At 71.0% G+C, this 19,220-nt stretch carries 20 protein-coding genes and 2 rRNA genes; 15 read left to right on the forward strand and 7 right to left on the reverse strand.

Annotation, left to right across the window (positions count from 1 at the left end; translation table 11 throughout):
* Positions 1–93, forward strand: a 23S ribosomal RNA gene (locus ACGFX4_RS14440); the annotation flags it as partial.
* A gap of 67 nt (positions 94–160) precedes the next feature.
* A 5S ribosomal RNA gene (gene rrf, locus ACGFX4_RS14445) occupies positions 161–277 on the forward strand.
* Between the two features lie 57 nt (positions 278–334).
* Here the strand turns inward: rrf and ACGFX4_RS14450 are convergent.
* Positions 335–802 carry a hypothetical protein gene (locus tag ACGFX4_RS14450; RefSeq protein WP_393073190.1) on the reverse strand — a complete coding sequence of 156 codons (468 nt, stop codon included), beginning with the start codon at positions 800–802 and terminating at the stop codon, positions 335–337.
* A 105-nt stretch (positions 803–907) separates the two neighbouring features.
* Here ACGFX4_RS14450 and mshD point away from each other — a divergent pair, with 105 nt between their 5' ends.
* The 8 genes from mshD (at position 908) to pstB (ending at position 10,587) form a co-directional block, all read left to right on the forward strand.
* Positions 908–1,813: a mycothiol synthase gene (gene mshD, locus ACGFX4_RS14455; RefSeq protein ID WP_393073573.1), complete on the forward strand. Its 906-nt coding sequence runs from the start codon at positions 908–910 to the stop codon at positions 1,811–1,813.
* Between the two features lie 280 nt (positions 1,814–2,093).
* Positions 2,094–4,508, forward strand: a complete 2,415-nt coding sequence (locus tag ACGFX4_RS14460) for an RNA degradosome polyphosphate kinase (RefSeq protein WP_393073192.1) — start codon at positions 2,094–2,096, stop codon at positions 4,506–4,508.
* A 148-nt stretch (positions 4,509–4,656) separates the two neighbouring features.
* On the forward strand, positions 4,657–5,739 hold the full coding sequence (locus tag ACGFX4_RS14465; RefSeq protein ID WP_393073194.1) for a CHAD domain-containing protein: 1,083 nt from the start codon (positions 4,657–4,659) through the stop codon (positions 5,737–5,739).
* A gap of 13 nt (positions 5,740–5,752) precedes the next feature.
* Positions 5,753–6,220, forward strand: a complete 468-nt coding sequence (locus ACGFX4_RS14470; RefSeq protein WP_393073196.1) for an NUDIX hydrolase — start codon at positions 5,753–5,755, stop codon at positions 6,218–6,220.
* Positions 6,221–6,427: 207 nt separating this feature from the next.
* Entirely contained in the window at positions 6,428–7,549 is a 1,122-nt protein-coding gene (gene pstS, locus ACGFX4_RS14475; protein WP_393073198.1) for a phosphate ABC transporter substrate-binding protein PstS, read from the forward strand.
* Between the two features lie 169 nt (positions 7,550–7,718).
* Positions 7,719–8,702 (forward strand): phosphate ABC transporter permease subunit PstC, encoded by a 984-nt coding sequence (pstC, locus tag ACGFX4_RS14480; RefSeq protein WP_393073200.1) that lies wholly within the window; start codon positions 7,719–7,721, stop codon positions 8,700–8,702.
* On the forward strand, positions 8,699–9,772 hold the full coding sequence (pstA, locus tag ACGFX4_RS14485) for a phosphate ABC transporter permease PstA (protein WP_393073202.1): 1,074 nt from the start codon (positions 8,699–8,701) through the stop codon (positions 9,770–9,772). The genes pstC and pstA overlap by 4 nt, the downstream gene beginning before the upstream one ends.
* Before the next feature lie 38 nt (positions 9,773–9,810).
* Positions 9,811–10,587, forward strand: a complete 777-nt coding sequence (gene pstB / locus ACGFX4_RS14490; RefSeq protein ID WP_393073204.1) for a phosphate ABC transporter ATP-binding protein PstB — start codon at positions 9,811–9,813, stop codon at positions 10,585–10,587.
* Between the two features lie 136 nt (positions 10,588–10,723).
* Here the strand turns inward: pstB and ACGFX4_RS14495 are convergent, their stop codons facing one another.
* Positions 10,724–11,716 carry an anion permease gene (locus tag ACGFX4_RS14495; protein WP_393073576.1) on the reverse strand — a complete coding sequence of 331 codons (993 nt, stop codon included), beginning with the start codon at positions 11,714–11,716 and terminating at the stop codon, positions 10,724–10,726.
* Between the two features lie 11 nt (positions 11,717–11,727).
* Positions 11,728–12,348, reverse strand: coding sequence for a DUF47 family protein (locus ACGFX4_RS14500; RefSeq protein WP_345698471.1), 621 nt, complete (start codon positions 12,346–12,348; stop codon positions 11,728–11,730).
* 236 nt (positions 12,349–12,584) lie between these two features.
* On the opposite strand from ACGFX4_RS14500, the gene ACGFX4_RS14505 reads away from it, so the two are divergent.
* Positions 12,585–12,914, forward strand: a complete 330-nt coding sequence (locus ACGFX4_RS14505) for a metal-sensitive transcriptional regulator (RefSeq protein ID WP_393073206.1) — start codon at positions 12,585–12,587, stop codon at positions 12,912–12,914.
* 7 nt (positions 12,915–12,921) lie between these two features.
* Here the strand turns inward: ACGFX4_RS14505 and ACGFX4_RS14510 are convergent, their stop codons facing one another.
* Together ACGFX4_RS14510 and ACGFX4_RS14515 are read right to left on the reverse strand one after the other, a co-directional pair.
* Positions 12,922–13,095 (reverse strand): hypothetical protein, encoded by a 174-nt coding sequence (locus ACGFX4_RS14510; RefSeq protein ID WP_393073208.1) that lies wholly within the window; start codon positions 13,093–13,095, stop codon positions 12,922–12,924.
* Between the two features lie 151 nt (positions 13,096–13,246).
* Positions 13,247–14,083 carry a hypothetical protein gene (locus tag ACGFX4_RS14515; protein WP_393073210.1) on the reverse strand — a complete coding sequence of 279 codons (837 nt, stop codon included), beginning with the start codon at positions 14,081–14,083 and terminating at the stop codon, positions 13,247–13,249.
* Positions 14,084–14,232: 149 nt separating this feature from the next.
* On the opposite strand from ACGFX4_RS14515, the gene ACGFX4_RS14520 reads away from it, so the two are divergent.
* Positions 14,233–14,433, forward strand: coding sequence for a hypothetical protein (locus tag ACGFX4_RS14520; RefSeq protein WP_393073212.1), 201 nt, complete (start codon positions 14,233–14,235; stop codon positions 14,431–14,433).
* Positions 14,434–14,519: 86 nt separating this feature from the next.
* On the opposite strand, the gene ACGFX4_RS14525 is transcribed toward ACGFX4_RS14520, so the two are convergent.
* Complete coding sequence (locus tag ACGFX4_RS14525; RefSeq protein WP_393073214.1) at positions 14,520–15,236, reverse strand: phosphatase PAP2 family protein; 717 nt, start codon at positions 15,234–15,236, stop codon at positions 14,520–14,522.
* Positions 15,237–15,401: 165 nt separating this feature from the next.
* Positions 15,402–16,451, reverse strand: a complete 1,050-nt coding sequence (locus ACGFX4_RS14530; protein ID WP_393073579.1) for an NlpC/P60 family protein — start codon at positions 16,449–16,451, stop codon at positions 15,402–15,404.
* 247 nt (positions 16,452–16,698) lie between these two features.
* On the opposite strand from ACGFX4_RS14530, the gene ACGFX4_RS14535 reads away from it, so the two are divergent.
* The 3 genes from ACGFX4_RS14535 to ACGFX4_RS14545 all read left to right on the forward strand — a co-directional run bounded on the left by ACGFX4_RS14535 (position 16,699) and on the right by ACGFX4_RS14545 (position 19,214).
* On the forward strand, positions 16,699–17,052 hold the full coding sequence (locus ACGFX4_RS14535; protein ID WP_393073216.1) for a hypothetical protein: 354 nt from the start codon (positions 16,699–16,701) through the stop codon (positions 17,050–17,052).
* A 76-nt stretch (positions 17,053–17,128) separates the two neighbouring features.
* The gene (locus tag ACGFX4_RS14540; protein WP_393073218.1) at positions 17,129–17,953 is read left to right on the forward strand and encodes a hypothetical protein; all 825 of its coding nucleotides are present in this window, start codon (positions 17,129–17,131) and stop codon (positions 17,951–17,953) included.
* Positions 17,943–19,214: a hypothetical protein gene (locus ACGFX4_RS14545; protein ID WP_393073220.1), complete on the forward strand. Its 1,272-nt coding sequence runs from the start codon at positions 17,943–17,945 to the stop codon at positions 19,212–19,214. The genes ACGFX4_RS14540 and ACGFX4_RS14545 overlap by 11 nt, the downstream gene beginning before the upstream one ends.
* Positions 19,215–19,220 lie beyond the last annotated feature (6 nt).

The following is a 19,220-nucleotide window of genomic DNA, read 5'->3' on the forward strand; positions in this document are numbered from 1 at the left end:
GGCTCCCAGTAGACGACTGGGTTGATAGGCCGGATATGGAAGCCCAGTAATGGGTGGAGTTGACCGGTACTAATAGGCCGAGGGCTTGTCCTCAGTTGCTCGCGTCCACTGTGTTGGTTCTGAAACCACGACCCGCCTCCGGCGGATAGTTTCATAGTGTTTCGGTGGTCATAGCGTGAGGGAAACGCCCGGTTACATTCCGAACCCGGAAGCTAAGCCTCACAGCGCCGATGGTACTGCAGGGGGGACCCTGTGGGAGAGTAGGACGCCGCCGAACAATCTTTCAGAGAAAGCCCCTCCCGGGTTCCGGGAGGGGCTTTCTTGCGTTCACGCCTCAGGTGTCGTACTCGCCGTCCCAGGGGGCGTAGAACCCCAGATTGTCGGGATAGAGCTCGGCCCGGACCTCGACTTCACCGTCGTCCTCGTCGTGCTCCACCACCAGGCCGAACAGGCATCCCTCGCGGTGGACGGCGAACGGCGCGATGGCGATGTCCCGGTACTGCCGGTCGGGCAGGGCGTCCAACCATGCGTCGAGGATCCGGCCGGCCGCGTCGATGGCGGCCTGTTCGCCGTCTGCAGTGGTGCCGGTGAACTCGATGCGGGAGTCGAGGTGGCGGCCGGCGTGGTCGAAACGGTGGAGGATGGCGTGCCAGCGCTTGTGGGCCGGCCAGTCGTCGCCGCTCCACTTCTCGGGGAAGGCGGCGGTGACGGAGGCCAGGAACTGCCCGCCCTGCCAGTGGCCGATGGTGTCGGTGCGGTAGTCGGGCTCGTAGCGGATCGGGATGACTTCGGGGACGTCCATGGCCGCCGAGCATACGTGTCACCTGCGACAACGCCGCCCCGGCGCCGCCCCGACTCCGCCGAGGAGCTGACGGGACGTAAGGTCGCTCGTATGGAGACTTCACACATCCCGGCGGACGACAGCACCGGTGTCCGGACCACAACCACGCTCACCGCCGACGACCTGGCGGTGGCCCGCGCGGTGCTGGCGGCGTCGGCGGAGGCGGACGGGCGTGAGGCGGTGTCGGAGGCGGGCCGGCTGCGGCTGCGGGTGGATGCGCCCCGGGCGGACGTCCGGCACGTCCTGGTGGCGGACGGGGCGGACCCGGTGGGGTACGCGCAGGTCGAGCAGGGCGGCGGCGGGCCGGCGACCGTGGAGCTGGCGGTGCATCCGGCGGCGCGGGGCCGCGGCTGGGGCCGCCGGCTGGTGGACGCGGTACTGGGGGCGGAGCCGGGTTCGCTGGACTTCTGGGCGCACGGCGGCCACCCGGCGGCCCGGCACCTGGCCGGCGCGTACGGCGCCGAGCTGGTCCGGGAGCTGCGGCAGATGCGGCGGACGGCGGACGCGCCGGACGAGCAGCCGCTGCCCGCCGGGGTGACGCTGCGGACGTTCGTCCCGGGTGCGGACGACGCGGCGTGGCTGGCGCTGAACGCGGCCGCGTTCGCGCACCACCCGGAGCAGGGGTCGTGGACGGAGGCGGACCTGGCGGACCGGATCGCCGAGCCCTGGTTCGACCCGGCGGGCTTCTTCCTGGCGGAGCGGGACGGGCAGCTGGTGGGTTTCCACTGGACGAAGGTGCATCCGGACGGCCTGGGCGAGGTGTACGTGGTCGGGGTGGCGCCGTCGGAGCAGGGGAGCGGGCTCGGGCGGGCGCTGACGGCGGCCGGACTGCGGCACCTGCTGCTGGACCGGAAGACCGGATCGGTGCTGCTGTACGTCGATGCCGACAATCCGGCGGCGGTCCGGGTATATGAACGGTTGGGGTTCACCATTCACGAGGTGGATCTGATGTACCGGGTGGAGCGGCACTGAGCGGGTGACCTGGGCGGAAGGGGTTGTCCGCATGCAGCCACAGGCGTGACCTACTCAGCTTTCCTCCCGGCCATGCGGTGTTTACCGTGGATTCAATTGACGCCGCGAAGATCGCAGGATGACGTCCGTATTGCCCCGTAGTCGCGCTCCACGCGCTGTCCTCGGCTCCGCTCCGGCGGCGCCCGGCGGGTGGGCGTGGGACGGTCGTGACGAGGGGCCTGCGGACGGTCCTCGACCTTCGCCTCGCCCGGACTGCGCCCCGCAGGAGGAGCTGGAAACGATGACCATCCCCCGCCCTGTCTCCGAGTCGGCCGACAAGGCCGGTGTGAAGGCCGGAACCACCAAGTCCCGGGCCTCCGGCAACCGGTCGACCGCGAAGTCCGCGGCCAAGCGTTCCACCCCGGCCAAGGGTGCCGCGACGCCCGAGACCGAGCCGCAGCCCGCCGCCGCCACCTCACAGCCTGCCTCCACCGCGCAGCCCACCGCTGCCACGCAGACCGCTGGTGCCGCGCAGTCCACGGCGTCCACCGCGCTGCCGGCCGCCGTCTCGGCGGCGCTCGGCCTGGTGACGGCCGACGGCCAGGTCGCCGGCGGCTCGTCGGCCGAGCGGCCGGAGGACGCGGAGCTGCCCCAGGGGCGCTTCCTGGACCGCGAGCGCAGCTGGCTGGCGTTCAACGAGCGGGTGCTGGAGCTGGCGGAGGATCCGGAGATCCCGCTGCTGGAGCGGGCCAAGTTCCTGGCGATCTTCGCCTCGAACCTGGACGAGTTCTTCATGGTCAGGGTGGCCGGGCTGAAGCGCCGGATCGCCACGGGGGTGGCGCAGCGCAGCGCGTCCGGTCTGCAGCCGCGCGAGGTGCTGGACCTGATCTGGCGTCGGTCCCGGGAGCTGATGGCGCGGCACGCGGCGACCTTCCAGCAGGAGGTGCTGCCGGACCTCGCGGCGGAGGGCATCGAGCTGGTCCGCTGGCCGGAGCTGTCGGACAAGGAGCAGGCGCGCCTGCACACGCTGTTCCGCCAGCAGATCTTCCCGGTGCTGACGCCGCTGGCGGTCGACCCGGCGCACCCGTTCCCCTACATATCGGGGCTCAGCCTGAACCTGGCGGTCGTGGTGCGGAACCCGGTGTCCGGGCACAAGCACTTCGCCCGGGTGAAGGTGCCGCAGTCGCTGTCCCGGTTCCTGGAGGCGTCGCCGCAGCGGTACGTGCCGCTGGAGGACGTGATGGGGGCGCACCTGGAGGAGCTGTTCCCGGGGATGGAGGTGCTCGCCCACCACGCGTTCCGGGTCACTCGCAACGAGGACCTGGAGGTGGAGGAGGACGACACCGAGAACATCCTGAAGGCGCTGGAGAAGGAGCTGATGCGGCGCCGCTTCGGCCCGCCGGTGCGTCTGGAGGTGGAGGAGTCGATCGACCCCTACATCCTCGACCTGCTGGTGCGCGAGCTGAACATCACCGAGGCGGAGGTCTTCCCGCTGCCCGGGCCGCTGGACCTGACGGGTCTGTTCGGGATCGCGGACCTGGACCGGCCGGAGCTGAAGTACCCGAAGTTCGTGGCGGGCACGGCGCGCGGGCTGACCGACGTGGAGTCGGCGTCGCAGCCGGACATCTTCGCGGCGATGCGCGAGCGGGACGTGCTGCTGCACCACCCGTACGACTCGTTCTCGACCTCGGTGCAGGCGTTCCTGGAGCAGGCGGCGGCGGACCCGCACGTGCTGGCGATCAAGCAGACGCTGTACCGCACCTCGGGCGACTCGCCGATCGTGGACGCGCTGATCGACGCGGCCGAGTCCGGCAAGCAGGTGCTGGTGCTGGTCGAGATCAAGGCGCGGTTCGACGAGCAGGCGAACATCAAGTGGGCGCGGAAGCTGGAGGAGGCCGGCTGCCACGTGGTCTACGGCCTGATCGGGCTGAAGACGCACTGCAAGCTGTCGCTGGTGGTCCGCCAGGAGGGCGAGACGCTGCGGCGGTACTCGCACGTGGGGACGGGCAACTACCACCCGAAGACGGCTCGGCTGTACGAGGACCTGGGGCTGCTGACCGCGGACCCGCAGGTCGGCGCGGACCTGTCCGACCTGTTCAACCGGCTGTCGGGGTACTCGCGGCGGGAGTCCTACCGCCGGCTGCTGACCGCGCCGCGGGGCCTGCGCGACGGGCTGATCTCGCGGATCAACGGGGAGATCGCGCACCACCGGGCCGGGCGTCCGGCGTACGTGAAGCTGAAGGTCAACTCGATCGTCGACGAGGTCGTGATCGACGCGCTGTACCGGGCCTCGCAGGCCGGGGTGCCGGTGGACGTGTGGGTGCGCGGCATCTGCGCGATCCGGCCGGGCGTGCCGGGGCTGAGCGAGAACGTCCGGGTGCGGTCGATCCTGGGGCGCTTCCTGGAGCACTCGCGGGTCTTCGTCTTCGGCAACGGCGGCGATCCGGAGGTGTGGATCGGCAGTGCCGACATGATGCACCGCAATCTGGACCGCCGGATCGAGGCGCTGGTGCGGGTCGCCGACCCGGCGCAGCGGGCCGAGCTGTCGGGCCTGCTGGACCTGGGGGTGTCGGACGAGACGGACTCCTGGCACCTGGGGCCGGACGGGTCGTGGACGCGCCGTTCGCAGGACGCGGAGGGGCGGCCGCTGCGGCACGTGCAGGACCTGCTGATCGACTCGCGGCGGCGCAACCGCAACGCGTCCGCCGCCCGCTGAGGCCCAGCGCACTCGCTGAGCCTCAGCGCACGGCCGACCGACCGGCTGCTCGCCGGGCGGTCGGCGCCGCCCGCGCCGGTGACCAACCGGCGCGGGCCTGAGCCCCGGGCAGGGAAGCCCGGGACGAAATCGGGGAGAGCCAACAGCCATGACCGATGCGCCGACGACGGCCCCGGTGGCGCCTGCCGCGTCTTCGACCTCTGCCGGGGAGGTGCTCGCGGGTTACCTGACCGCCCAGGCGGGGGTGTTCCTGCGGGCGCTGCCGCAGGCGGTGGGCGAGGCGGGGTCCAGACCGGGGGCGCTGCCGGCGTCGGCGGCGGCCGCGGACGACCTGCTGCGCGCGGTGCGGCGGGTGGGCGGTGCGCTGCACACCTTCGCGGCGGCGTTCGAGCCGGCCTGGGCGCGCGAGTCGCGGGCGGAGCTGCGCTGGCTGCTGAACCTGCTGGCGTCGGAGCCGGCGTACCAGCGGCGGTCGGCCCGGCTGCTGGCGGCGCTGGACTCGTTGGCGGACCCGGGGCCGGACGCGCCGGGGATGCTGGCCGGGCACGCGGGTGCGCCGAAGGCGCGGGCGCTGCTGGACCGGCAGCTGACGCTGGCCCGGACCCGGGCGCACACCACGGTGCTGCAGGAGCTGCGCTCGGCGCGGCTGCACGCGCTGGCGGACCGGATGACGCTGCTGGCGGGCGAGGTGCCGCTGGCGGAGGGCTGTGCGGGGGAGTCGGCCGAGGCGCTGCTGCCGCAGGCGGCGGCCGCGCTGGGGGCGCTGGCGGAGGCGGCTGAGCTGCTGCCGTTGCAGCGTTCGGCGGTGCCGTACGGCGGTGAGGGTCTGCACAGGCTGGGCTCGGGGGGTGCGCCGGGGGCCGGGGCGGCTCGTACGGGCGCGGACTCGGAGGCGGTGCTGGCGGCGGACGACGAGCCGTGGCTGCGGGTGCGGATCCTGTTGAAGCGGGCCCGGTACGCGCTGGAGGTGTGCGGTTCGCCGGTGGCCGGGCTGGACGAGCTGGACCGGGTGCTGGGCCGCCACCGGGAGGCGTCGGACGCGGCGGTGACGGCGGCGACCGCGGCGCGTACGCCGCGGATCACCCCGGCGACGGCGTACGTGCTCGGCGTGGTGCATGCTGATCAGCGACTCGAGGTGGAGGCGGCCAGGTACGCCTTCGGGCTGCAGTGGCCCGTCCTCGCTCCCGGTCTGGGTCACTGGGAGGGACCGCCGGCTCCACGGAAGGGCTGAAGTGGGATACCGCGTGCGCCAGGTGTCGGGACCGCCGAGCCGGTCGACCGGGCCGAGCCTGTCGACCGTGCTGGCGGCGGGTGCGGTGCTGTGGGTGCCGGGGCCGTTGAAGAAGAACGGGGTGGACCGGAAGAAGCCCCGGATCGCGGTGATCCACCGGCCGAAGTACGACGACTGGAGCCTGCCCAAGGGGAAGCTGGAGCCGGGGGAGGGCTGGCGGGTGGCGGCGCTGCGGGAGGTCCGGGAGGAGACCGGGCTGAGCTGCGTGCTGGGGGAGGAGCTGCCGGCGCAGCACTACCGGGTGCAGGGTCGGCCGAAGGAGGTCCGGTACTGGGCGGCGGTGCCGACCGGCGGCGCTTTCCGGCCGAACCGTGAGGTGGACCGGCTGGAGTGGCTGGCGCCGAAGAAGGCGAAGGCGCGGCTGACCCGGGCGCAGGACCGGCTGCTGGTGGACGCCCTGCTGGAGCTGCTGGGCCGCTGATCGGGGCCTTGATCAGGCCCGATCAAGACCGGGTGATCTGGTCGCGGCCTTGCTGTGACGCAACCGTTACTACCGACCGCAGTTTCCTGACATCCGTCCGAGGTTCACTGTCCGTTCATTTGCGACCGGCTGATGCGTCACCTGTGCTCCCTAACTTCGGGGTTACCGGAGGGCCGAAACGGGCCCCGCTCTGAAAGGGACACCCCTGTGAAGCTCCAGCCCAAGGCCCTCGCCATCGGTGCCGCGGCGCTCGTCTCCGCTCTGTCTCTCGCCGCTTGCGGCACCGACGAGAACAACACCTCCGGCTCCACCGGCGGTGCCTCGGCCTCCGCCACCAAGGCTGCGATCGCCTGTGCGAAGGGCGGCGCGCTGCTCGCCGCGGGCTCCACCGCGCAGGGCAACGCGATCGACGTCTGGAAGGCCGCGTACGCCGCTGCCTGCTCCGGCTCGACCATCACCTACGGCGGCGGCGGCTCCGGCGCCGGTGTCCAGCAGTTCAACCAGGGCAAGGTGGCCTTCGCCGGCTCCGACTCGGCCCTGAAGCCGGCCGAGGTCGACGCCTCGAAGCAGGTCTGCACCGGTGGCCAGGGCATCAACCTGCCGATGGTCGGCGGCCTGATCTCGATCGTCTTCAACGTCGAGGGTGTCGACAAGCTCACCCTGGACGCGCCGACCCTGGCGAAGATCTTCGACTCGCAGATCACCAAGTGGAACGACCCGGCCATCGCCGCCCTGAACCCGGGCGTCAACCTGCCGGCCGCCGACATCCAGGCCGTGCACCGCTCGGACGACTCGGGCACCACCGACAACCTGACCAAGTACCTGGCGAAGGCCTCGGGCGGCGCCTGGACCTACCCGGCCTCGAAGACCTGGGCGGGCAAGGGCGGCCAGTCCGCGAACGGCTCCGCCGGTGTCGCGGCCCAGGTCAAGGGCGTCAAGAACTCGATCTCCTACGTCGAGCTCTCCTTCGCGCAGACCAACAAGCTGAACAGCGCCGCCATCAACACGGGCGCCGCCAAGCCGGTCGAGGCGACCGCCGCCAACGCCGCCACCACCCTGGCCAAGGCCAAGCCGGCCGGCACCGGTGCCGACCTGGCGCTGACCATCGACTACGCGACCAAGGAGGAGGGCGCCTACCCGCTCACCCTGGTCACCTACGAGATCGTCTGCGACAAGGGCAACAAGGCCGACGGCCTGGAGCTGCTGAAGTCCTTCCTGACCTACACCGCCAGCGACGCCGGCCAGCAGGCCATCGGCGCCACCGGCTACGTCCCGCTGCCGAAGGACCTGGCCACCAAGGTCCAGGCCGCGGTCACCGCGCTCGCCTGATCCCGAGCCACTGAACCACCGGCTGGGCGGCCTCCGACGGAGGGGGGCGGGGCCGCCCGGCCGGGCAGTGCAGCACCACAGCACCACCAGTGACCAAGACCGTCCGGGGCACCGCCGCCAGGTGCCGCCCTCCTCGCGGGGCAGCGCCGTCAGACCGGAGTTATCGATCATGACTTCTTCACCCCCTGCCACCACGCAGGGCAGGGCCCGCCGACGCCGGGGCGACAGCCGCCTCGGTGACGCCGTGTTCTTCAACCTCTCCCGTGGATCGGGCATCCTGCTGCTGGTCGTGATGGCCGCGATCGCGGGCTTCCTCGCGTACCGGTCCTCGATCGCGCTGTCCGGGAACACGGGCAACTTCCTCACCACCTTCGAGTGGACCCCGGACGCCGCGGAGCCCAAGTTCGGCATCGCCGTGCTGGTCTTCGGCACCCTGGTCTCCGCGCTCATCGCGATGCTGATCGCCGTGCCGATCGCGGTCGGCATCGCGCTGTTCATCTCGCACTACGCGCCGCGCCGGATCGCCCAGCCGTTCGCCTACCTGGTGGACCTGCTGGCCGCCGTCCCCTCGATCGTCTACGGCCTGTGGGGCGTGCTCTTCCTGGTCCCGCACATGGACGGTCTGAGCAGCTGGATGGACCAGTACCTGGGCTGGACGTACATCTTCGACCAGACCAAGTCCGGCGTCCCGCCGCGCACCCTGTTCACCGTCGGCATCCTGCTGGCGATCATGATCCTGCCGATCATCACCGCGGTCTCCCGCGAGGTGTTCCGCCAGGTCCCGCGGATGCACGAGGAGGCGGCCCTGGCCCTCGGCGCCACCCGCTGGGAGATGATCCGCACCGCGGTGCTGCCCTTCGGTCGCCCCGGCATCATCTCGGCCTCGATGCTCGGCCTCGGCCGCGCGCTCGGCGAGACCATCGCGGTCGCCACCGTGCTGTCCACCAACAGCATCCTGTCGCTGCACCTGCTCGACCCGGGCGGCGGCACCTTCGCGCAGAACATCGCGCTGAAGTTCAACGAGGCCCAGCCCTTCGGGCGGGACGCCCTGATGGCCTCCGGCCTCGTTCTGTTCGTCATCACCCTGCTGGTGAACGGCGCGGCGCGACTGATCATCGCCCGCCGCAAGGAGTACTCGGGGGCCAACTCATGAGCACGCTGACCACCGCTCCCGCCGACTCCCGGCTGCACCGGCGGCTGACCAACGCCCAGCTGCCCACCTGGGCCCCGTTCGCCGTGGCCGCCGTCTCCATCGCCCTCGGCTGTGGCATCGGCGCGGCCGCCGGCCTGGAGAGCCACCTGCAGTGGGGCCTGATCTCGGCGCTGCTGTACGTCCTGGTCGGCTACGCCGTGGCCGCCAAGGTCGAGGGCCGCCGGCAGGCCAAGGACCGCCTGGCCACCTCGATGGTCTGGGTCGCCTTCATCCTGGCCGTGGTGCCGCTCGCCGCGCTGACCTTCTACACGGTCCAGCAGGGCATCGGCGCGATCGACGGCGAGTTCCTGACGCACTCCATGAAGGGCGTCGTCGCCTCGATGACCCCGGACGGCGGCATCTACCACGCCATCATCGGCACGCTGGAGCAGGTCCTGCTGGCCACCCTGATGGCCGCCCCGGTCGGTCTGCTGACCGCCGTCTACCTGGTCGAGTACGGCCGCGGCCGGCTCGCCCGCTGGGTCACCTTCTTCGTCGACGTCATGACGGGTGTCCCGTCCGTCGTCGCCGGTCTGTTCATCCTCTCGGTCTGGAACATCGCCCTCGGCTTCCAGTACTCGGGCTTCTCCGGCAGCCTCGCGCTGGCGATCCTGATGATGCCGGTCGTGGTCCGCTCGACCGAGGAGATGCTCAAGCTCGTCCCGAACGAGCTCCGCGAGGCCTCGTACGCGCTCGGCGTGCCGAAGTGGAAGACCATCCTGCGGATCGTCCTGCCGACGGCCATCGGCGGCATCACCACCGGTGTGATGCTGGCGGTCGCCCGCATCACCGGTGAGACCGCCCCCGTGATGATGCTGGTGTTCGGTGCCGACTTCATCAACAGCGACCCGTTCAACGGACCGCAGCAGTCGCTGCCGCTCTACATCTGGCAGCAGTACTCGATGGTCAACAACGACTTCGGCTACGCCCGTGCCTGGGGCGCCGCGCTGGTGCTGATCGCCTTCGTGATGGGTCTCAACCTCATCGCGCGCGGCATCGCCCGCTGGCGCTCGCCCAAGACCGGCCACTGACGACTGACGTACGAGACGAAGCAGAGAGAAGAAAGATCATGGCCAAGCGCATCGACGTCAGCGGACTGTCGGCCTTCTACGGCACCACCAAGGCCATCGAGGACATCTCGATGACCGTCGAGCCCCGCTCGGTGACCGCCTTCATCGGCCCCTCGGGCTGCGGCAAGTCCACCTTCCTGCGCACCCTCAACCGGATGCACGAGGTGATCCCCGGCGCCCGGGTCGAGGGCAAGGTGATGCTGGACGACGAGAACCTGTACGGCAACAACGTCGACCCGGTCGCCGTCCGCCGCTCGGTCGGCATGGTGTTCCAGCGCCCCAACCCGTTCCCGACCATGTCGATCTACGACAACGTGGTCGCCGGGCTGAAGCTCGCCGGCGTGAAGAAGAAGTCCGTGCTGGACGGCGTGGTGGAGAAGTCCCTCAAGGGCGCCAACCTCTGGAACGAGGTCAAGGACCGGCTGAACAAGCCGGGCGCCGGCCTCTCCGGCGGCCAGCAGCAGCGTCTGTGCATCGCCCGCGCCATCGCGGTCGAGCCGGAGGTCCTGCTGATGGACGAGCCCTGCTCTGCCCTCGACCCGATCTCCACCCTCGCCATCGAGGACCTGATCGGCGAGCTGAAGTCCCAGTACACGATCGTCATCGTGACCCACAACATGCAGCAGGCGGCCCGCGTCTCCGACCGCACCGCCTTCTTCAACCTGGCCGGCGTCGGCCAGCCGGGCAAGCTGATCGAGCTGGACGACACCCAGCGGATCTTCTCCAACCCGTCCGTGCAGGCCACCGAGGACTACATCTCCGGCCGCTTCGGCTGATCCCCCGAGCCGCTTCGTGGTGCTGCATGGCGGTGCCGCCGCGAAGCCCGAAGGCCCGCCCCCCGTGCTGTGGGGGGCGGGCCTTCACCTTTGTGCGGGCGGAGCCCGGGTTTGTGCGGGCGGAGCCCGGGCGGCCTCAGAAGTCGAAGATCAGCGCGAGGATCCCGTACATCGCCGCGGCCACCAGGGCCGCGGCCGGCATGGTGATGAACCAGCCGAGCACGATGTTCTTCGCCACGCCCCAGCGGACCGCGCGGATCCGCTTGGTGGCGCCCACACCCATGATCGCCGAGGTGATCACGTGGGTGGTGGAGATCGGCGCCGCGTAGACGAACGAGGTGATGTACATGACCGTCGAGGCGGTGGCCTCGGAGGCGAAGCCCTGCGGCGGGTCCAGCTCGATGATCTTGCGTCCGAGGGTCCGCATGATCCGCCAGCCACCCGCGTAGGTGCCCAGCGACAGCATGGTCGCGCAGGAGATCTTGACCCAGATCGGGATGTCGTTGCCGTGCTGGTGGCCGGAGATCACCAGGGCCATCACCACGATGCCCATGGTCTTCTGGGCGTCCTGCAGACCGTGCGCCAGCGCCATCGCCGCCGCCGAGGCGGTCTGCGCCACCCGGAAGTTGCGCTTGGCCCGGTGCGGGTTGGCCCGCCGGAAGAGCCACAGGATGCCCAGCATCACCAGGAAGCCGCCGATCAGGCCGACCACCGGGGAGATCACCATCGGAATGATGATCTTGTCGACCACGCCGCTCCAGATCACCGCCGTGCCGCCGGCCAGCGCCGCGCCGACCAGGCCGCCGAACAGCGCGTGCGAGGAGGAGGACGGCAGGCCGAAGTACCAGGTGGTCAGGTTCCAGGCGATCGCGCCGACCAGCGCCGCGAACAGGATCGCCATGCCCTGGGAGCCGCTGGGGGTCTCGATGATGCCCTTGGAGACGGTCTTCGCCACCCCGCTGCCCAGGAAGGCACCGGCCAGGTTCATCACCGCTGCCATCGCCAGGGCCGCCCGCGGGGTGAGCGCCCGGGTGGAGACCGAGGTGGCGATCGCGTTCGCCGAGTCGTGGAAGCCGTTGGTGTAGGTGAAGAAGAAGGCCACGCCGATGACGGCGATCAGTGCTGCCATGTCCACGGCGGTCAGGACTCCTTGACGGCGATGGTCTCCACCGTGTTGGCGACGTGCTCGAACGCGTCCGCCGCCTCTTCCAGGACGTCGACCACCTGCTTGAGCTTGAGCACCTCGATCGCGTCGTACTGCCCGGAGAACAGGTGCGCCAGCAGCTTGCGGTGGATCTGGTCGGCCTGGTTCTCCAGCCGGTTGATCTCGATCCAGTACTCGGTCAGACCGCTCATCCCGCGCAGCCGCGGCATCGCGTCGGCGGTCAGCTCGGCCGCCCGCGCCAGCACCTCGATCTGCTGCTCGACACCCTTCGGCAGGGTCTCGATGTCGTACAGGACGACCAGGTCGACGGCCTCCTCCATGAAGTCCATGATGTCGTCCAGCGACGAGGCGAGGGAGTAGATGTCCTCGCGGTCGAAGGGCGTGATGAAGGAGGAGTTCAGCTGGTGGAAGATCGCATGAGTGGTGTCGTCACCGGCGTGCTCGGCGGCGCGCATGCGCTCGACGATCTCCGCGCGGGCCGACACGTCTGATCCCAGCAGTTCCAACAGAAGCTTCGATCCGACGACCAGGTTCTCCGCAGCAGCGGCGAACATGTCGTAGAAGCTCGTCTCCTTCGGGGTCAGGCTAAAACGCACGGAGATCTCCGATGTGCGGGGTACGGACACAGGCGATGCTAGGCGCAAGCCGTTCGAACTGCCCAAACGGGTGCTGACGCGCGAGGCACCAGTCTGGCCCAAGGTCACCCGGTTTGCTCCCGCTGTGCACGGGGATCCCTCAGCAGACGCCCGGACGGAGGAACAGCGCGGGCGCCGCGGGTGTTGGAAAATGACGCCCGACAAGGGCGAGCAGGGCGAGACACGAGGCGGCGCGGATGACCACCACCGACACCCAGGACGCGGAGCAGCACGGCCACCACGGACCGCACGGGTACAGCGAGCAGAAGGACGCGCACCTCAAGCGGCTGCGCCGGATCGAGGGCCAGATCCGCGGTCTGCAGCGGATGGTCGACGAGGACGTCTACTGCATCGACATCCTGACCCAGGTCTCGGCCTCGACCAAGGCAATCCAGGCCTTCGCGCTCTCCCTGCTGGAGGAGCACCTGCGGCACTGCGTCGCGGCCGCGGCCGAGGAGGGCGGCGCCGAGCTGGAGGGCAAGGTGGCGGAGGCCACCGCCGCCATCGCCCGGCTGCTGCGCTCCTGACCTGCGGTCAGCCGCCGCCCCCGGTGCGGCGGTCCAGCAGCACCTCGTCGATCTCCTCGTCGGCCAGCCGCTCGTCGCTGCTGGCCGAGGCGGCGATCATCAGCTCGCCGGCCAGCTCGATCTCGTCGAGCGCGGTCTTGTCGTGGCCGCCTGCACCTGCACGGCCGTCCGCGGACGCCACCTGCACCACCCCTTCAGCGCCACCTGCCGGTCAGGACGGCAGCCCCGTCCGTCCAGCGTAGGCAGCGGCGGCCCCGGCCACATGGCACGGACGGGCCATCTCTGCCGCACCGAACGGGTGGGGCCGCCGCTGCCGCGGGCTCACTCCGGGCTCACTTCGCGGGCGCCGAGGCCTTCATCGAGTAGATCTCCGAGGCGGCCGGCTCGGCGGCCTCCACCGGCTTGCCGAAGTCGCTGAGCGAGGTCGTCGAGACCACCTTCACCTGGTCCTTGGGCGCCTTGGAACCGGCCACCCCGGCGAAGGCGAAGGTCTCCACCACCTTGTGCAGCCGACCCTGCGCGTCCAGCCAGGCCTCGTACGGGACCTCCTTGACGGTGAAGGTCTGGGCGGCCATCCGCAGCCCGTCCGCACCGCGGCCGCCGGTCACCTCGGCGGCCTTGGCCAGGTCCAGGGTGCCCTTGTAGTGCTTGAGCTCGACCCCGCCCACCGTCTCGGAGCCGACCAGCTCGGCGGTCTGCGCGCCGCGCAGCGCGCCCGCGGCGGAGGCCGGGTCGGTGGCGCCGCTGGAGACCAGGTTGCCGTCCGGCAGTTGGCGGACGTCCAGCTTGACCCACTTGCCCTCGGGGATCTTGGCCCCGCTGTTCTGCAGGTAGACCGTGCCCGGCAGGACCACCTCGGTGATCCTGCCGGTGGTGGCGGCGCCGGGCGGGACGTCGATCTCCAGCCGGCCCAGCCGCTTCACGTAGTCGTACCCGCCGGTGCCGTTGAACACGGCCTTCTTCTCGGCGGACTCGGTGGTCAGCTCGGTCTTCGCGTGCACCGAACCGGTCCGGCCGGTGATGTCGGCGGCGTTGCGGACCGCCGTCACCGGATCGGCGGCCAGCTGGTCCGCGGACGCGCCCTGGGCGTGGCCGCCACCTCCGCCCGAACAGGCGGACAGTGCGGCGGCGAGCACGGCGACGGCGGCGGACAGATGCAGCTTCTTCACTTCTCGACAAACCCCCTCGGGCCCCGGTGCCCGGCAAGCCGCCGCCCCGGATGGGCAGAGCTCTTGTCTCTCAAACGAGTTGGGGCGCAGGAGGTTACGCACAGGTAGGGCGTTTCGTCCGGACGGGTGCCCGCGTTACGGTGAAGTACGTGAACAGCGAGCCGCCCGCCCGCGTCGGGACTGCACCGTCGGCCGCCCACCGGGCCGTTGTCGAGGAGCGCGGCTCCTTCTGTTTCGCCACCTGTTCCTGCGGCTGGTTCGCACCCGGCCGCCGCTCCCGGGACCGCGCCCGCCGGGACGCCGGCGAGCACCTGGCCGAACACGCGGCCGGACCGCCGGAACTCGACTGACACCCGCTCAGAGGCCCTTCCGAGGGCCGCTCGGGGCTGTACGGGGCACGGGTGAGGGGCGGGGCGCCGGTGTCGCGCCGGACCGCTCAGGCGGCCAGGTCGGACTCCCGGGCCGGCTCCTCGCTGCGGGCCGACCGGGCCGGGGCACCCCGCCCGCGCCGGCGCCGGCCGGACTCGCCGCCGCGACGCCGGGCCACCACCAGCGGGGCCAGCGCCGTCCGGGTCAGCGCGTGGCAGAACGGCACCAGCACCGCCATCGCGATCGGCGCCAGCAGCAGCACCACGGCGGTGGCCAGCGCGTAGCCGCCGAGCACGTCGGTCGGGTAGTGCACCCCCAAGTACATCCGGCACAGGCCCTGGAGCAGCGCCAGCGCGCCGGCGACCAGGCCGATCCGGCGGTCGACCAGCAGCAGGGCCACCGCGATGCCCATCGACATCGCCGAGTGGTCGCTGACGAAGGAGAGCGTGCCCTCCTTGCCCTCCACCAGCACCACCAGCTCCGGGTGGTCCACGAAGGGGCGCGGCCGGTCGACGATCCGGGAGATCGGCAGGTTGGCCAGCTCGGCCAGGGCCACCGCCAGCGGCGCCCAGAGCAGACCGGCCACCGCGACCGGCGCGTCCGGCCGGCGGCGGGCCCGCAGCCAGGCGGCCAGGCCGAGCGCGGCCAGGCCCAGCAGGATGCCGTACTCACCGATCCAGGAGACCGCCGAGTCCAGCCAGCGCGGCGCCCCGACGGCCAGGCCGTTCACGGCGCGCAGCAGGCCGATGTCGGCGTTGCCCGTGTCGGCGAGCAGCGTCGCCACGCCGCACCTCCCTGTCCGTCCTCCGGTGTCCGCCCGGGTGTCCGCCGGTACGGACCACAGTGATCACAACGCCGAGTGCGCGGCCGGGGGTTTCCGCAGCCGGGCGACGTTATGGAAACTTGACTGGCCGTCCACGCGGCATGCACACGCCGATCGAACGGCCGGTCAGCTCTTTGCCGGGCCTTGACCCGCGGTGATCGAACCGTCGTCCCCGCGCACCGGCAACGCCTCGGCGCCGTCCGCGGTCACCCGGGTCGCGCCGTAGTACTCCCTCTGGTCGATCGTGTCGTAGCGGATCTTCGCTCCGGTGTGCGGCGCGTCGATCATGTATCCGCCGCCCACGTAGATGCCGACGTGGTGGATCGACCGCGGGTCCTCCGGGTCCGAGGCGAAGAACACCAGGTCGCCCGGGCTCAGCTGGTCCCTGGACGGGTGCGGCCCGGCGTTCCACTGGTCGTTGGCCACCCGGGGCAGGGTGATCCCCACGCTCTCGAACGCCGCCCGGGTCAGCCCCGAGCAGTCGAACCGCCCGTTCTGCGAGGGCAGGCCCTCGCCGCCCCACAGGTAGTCGGTGCCCAGCTTGGTCTGCGCGTAGTAGATCGCCCCGGCCGCCTGCCGCGACAGGCTGATCGAACTGCCGACGGCCGGCGCGGTGAAGTTCCGGGCCAGCGCCTGGATGTTCTTCACATATCCCTGGGTCTCCCGGTACGGCGGGACACCGCCGTTCTTTATCACCGCGTACGGGCCGGCGTTGTAAGCGGCGAGCATGTTCGCCTGCCGGTCGCCCGGCACCTTCGACACGTCCTTGGCGAGCGCGCAGTCATAGGTCGCCGCCGAGGCGATCGCGTCCGACGGATCCCAGATGTCCCGCTTGCCGTCGCCGTTCCCGTCCGTCCCGTACGTCGCCCAGGTGCCCTCCAGGAACTGCGCCATCCCGTACGCCTTCGCCGGACTCTTCGCCCTCGGGTCGAATCCGCTCTCCTGGTACAACTGCGCCGCCAGCATCGGGGGGGAGATCTCCGCGCACAGCACGCCCCACCGCTCGATCGTCGACCGGTACTCGGCGGGCACCGTCTTCCCCGACAGCGCCAGGTGGTTGGAGGCCTGACGGGGCGTCCCACTGGCCGCGTACGTCCCCAGCACCACCACGGCCGTGAAGCCCACTGCCACAACTGCCGCCGCACCGGCGGCGGCGCCTGCCTTGCGGAGTACCATCAGCACCATCCCGACGAAGCGTCAGCAGCAGTGTCCTGTACGGCGTTGCCCAGTGCAATCATCAGAGATACAAAGAGTGAGCAGTATCCTTCGTGCCGTGGACATCCTCCCGTATGTGTCCCTGACCTCACGACCAATCCACGAGAAGTAGCCAAGTCGACATCAGTTCTGGCCAAGAATAGGACCTGCCCCTTCGCTCCACCCTGGTCCGGGGCCTTGAATTTGCCTGATCGGGCGGTGAGATGAAATGAACCTGAGCAGCGTGGCGGACAGCAAGGTCATCGGGTACCTGGCCGAGGACCCGCCGAAGAAGGCCAATATCGACACCATCATCGGCGGAATCGCCCCCGACTGGGGCCCCTTCGCCAGCCTGGGCTCCGAGGCCCGGGTGATGGTCGAGGTCGTCATGGCCGTGGCCATCCTGGGCTGCCTGGCCCTCGCGGTCTGGGGTGCGGCCAAGCAGCGGATCGGCGCCACCGCGATGCGCGACACCTTCAGCGCCGAACAGGGCAAGGGGCTGATCATCGCCGGCCTGACCGGCGTGTTCATCATCGGTTCCCTCGGCACCCTGTTCACCATTGTCTACGGCATGGCCATCTGACGATCCGACGACCGGACGGCCTCCCCAGGCCGTCCAGCCACCACGACCATCAGGACCAGGACCCAGGAGGGCCGCCGTGCCGTTGTCCGACGACCAGCCGCACACCCGTACGCGGCTACCGGTCGCCGAACAGTCCGCCCACCAACTGAGCGGCCGTCAGCCCCGCCCCGTCCGCACCCTGCTGACCGTCCTCGGCGTCGTCACCCTCCTCGTCCTCGCCATCTCCTTCGCCAACCGCGACAAGGCCGACCCCAGCCGCCCCACCGGCGGCACCGGCTCCGCAGACCGGGCGGGCGCCGCCACGCCCGCCCCCGCCGACACCGCCGCCACCGGCCAGCAACCCGTCACCACCACCACCAACGGCATCGCCGGCGGCTTCCCGCACAGCGACCAGGGGGCGCAGTCGGCCGCCGCCAACTACGCCGTCGCCCTCGGCTCCGCCGACATGTTCCGCACCGACCCCCGCCACACCATCGTCACCACCCTCGCCGACCCCACCGTCCTCCCCCAACTCCAGTCCCGCCTCGACCAGGCCTTCACCCCGGAGACCACCGCCAGGTTCGGCCTCGACGCCCAGGGCAAGGCCCCCAAGGGCCTCACCTTCGTCAGCCGCACCACCCCGGTCGGCACGAAGACCGTGAACTTCTCCGACACCGGCACCCGGATCGAGGTCTGGTGCACCGGCCTGCTCGGCCTCGCCGGCCAGAGCTCGACCCTCCCGGTCGGCGAGAACTGGTTCACCCTCACCCTCACCATGCGCTGGACCGGCAGCGACTGGAAGCTCACCGACTACAGCCGGAAGGCCGGCCCGGCCCCGGTCCCAGGCGACCAGCAGGCCGCGACCTCCGAGGAGATCACCGGTGCCGTCCAGCAGTTCGGAGGCTTCCGCTATGCACGCTGACGGCGCCCGTAAGGCAGTCCTGCGGAGAGCCGCAGGACTGGGCTTCTCGCTCGCGTTCCTCCAGCTCTCCGCCCTGGTCACCGCGCGGAGCGCGTTCGCTGATCCTTCCCCCTCGCCGAGCTGCAAGGTGGACGTGCCCGTCCCGGGCGCCGACCAGCTCTGCGCGCCCCCCGGGGCGACGGTGATTCCGGGGTCGGAGAGTGTGGGGAGTGTCGCCGATCCGTTGGGGTCGTTGGCGAAGGGGTGTGCGCAGGCGGCGGCTTGGGTGGTGCGGCAGCTGTCGGCGGGGATCGACGGGACGACGCAGGTGGACTTCACCAATGCGGCGTTCCTGCAGCAGTACGCGGTGGTGTTCGCGGGTTCGACGATCATCACGCTGGTGCTGTGGCTGCTGGCGGTGACGAAGCGGGCGGTGCGGGGGGCGCCGTTGACGCAGGCGTTCTCGGAGGCGATCGGGTTCCTGTGGTTGACGGTGGTGGCGTCGGCGTTCACGCCGTTGATCCTGTACACGATCGTGAGTGCGACGGACGGTCTGACGGCGGCGATCGCGGCGGGGACGAAGTCGGACACCGGCACGTACCTGGGCGGTTTCGCGGACACGTTGGAGAAGGGCACGCTGGGTGGCGGGCCGCTGATCCTGATCATCGTGTCGCTGGTCGCGGTGCTGGCCGCCGCGGTGCTCTGGCTGGAGCTGCTGATCCGCGCGGCGATGCTGTACGTGGGCGCGCTGCTGGGTACGGCGGTGTACGCGGGGCTGGTGGACAAGCAGCTGTGGAAGCACGTGCGCCGCTGGGCGGGCCTGATGCTGGCCGTGGACCTGGCGAAGCCGATCATCGTGATCATCCTGGGGCTGGCGGGCGCGGTGGCGACCGGGGCCGGTGCGGGTGACGACTTCGCGAAGGTGCTGTCGGGCCTGGCGATCCTGTTCCTGTCGATCTTCGCGAGTGCGTCGGTGTACCGCTTCGTGCCGGGGTTCGGCGACGAGATGCTGGCGATGCGCGGGGCGCGGGCGAGTGCCGTGCAGGCCGGCAGCGCGATGATCAACGGTCCGGCGAACCTGGTGAAGCAGGGCATCTCCACGCACGGTTCGCGGGGCGGCCCGCAGGCCGCCAACGCCAGCCCGGGTGCGGGCGGCGGCGGGGTCGCGCCGGGCATCGCCGCGCACGCGAGCCGCGGCCCGGCGTCCCCGCCGCGTCCGGCCTCGCCGCCTTCGCAGTCCGCAGTCCAGGCTCCGTCGAGCAATCCAATGAAGGGAGGGTGACGGGTA

Source organism: Kitasatospora sp. NPDC048365, assembly GCF_043200835.1.
In the GTDB taxonomy this organism is placed as follows: Bacteria; Actinomycetota; Actinomycetes; order Streptomycetales; family Streptomycetaceae; genus Kitasatospora; species Kitasatospora terrestris.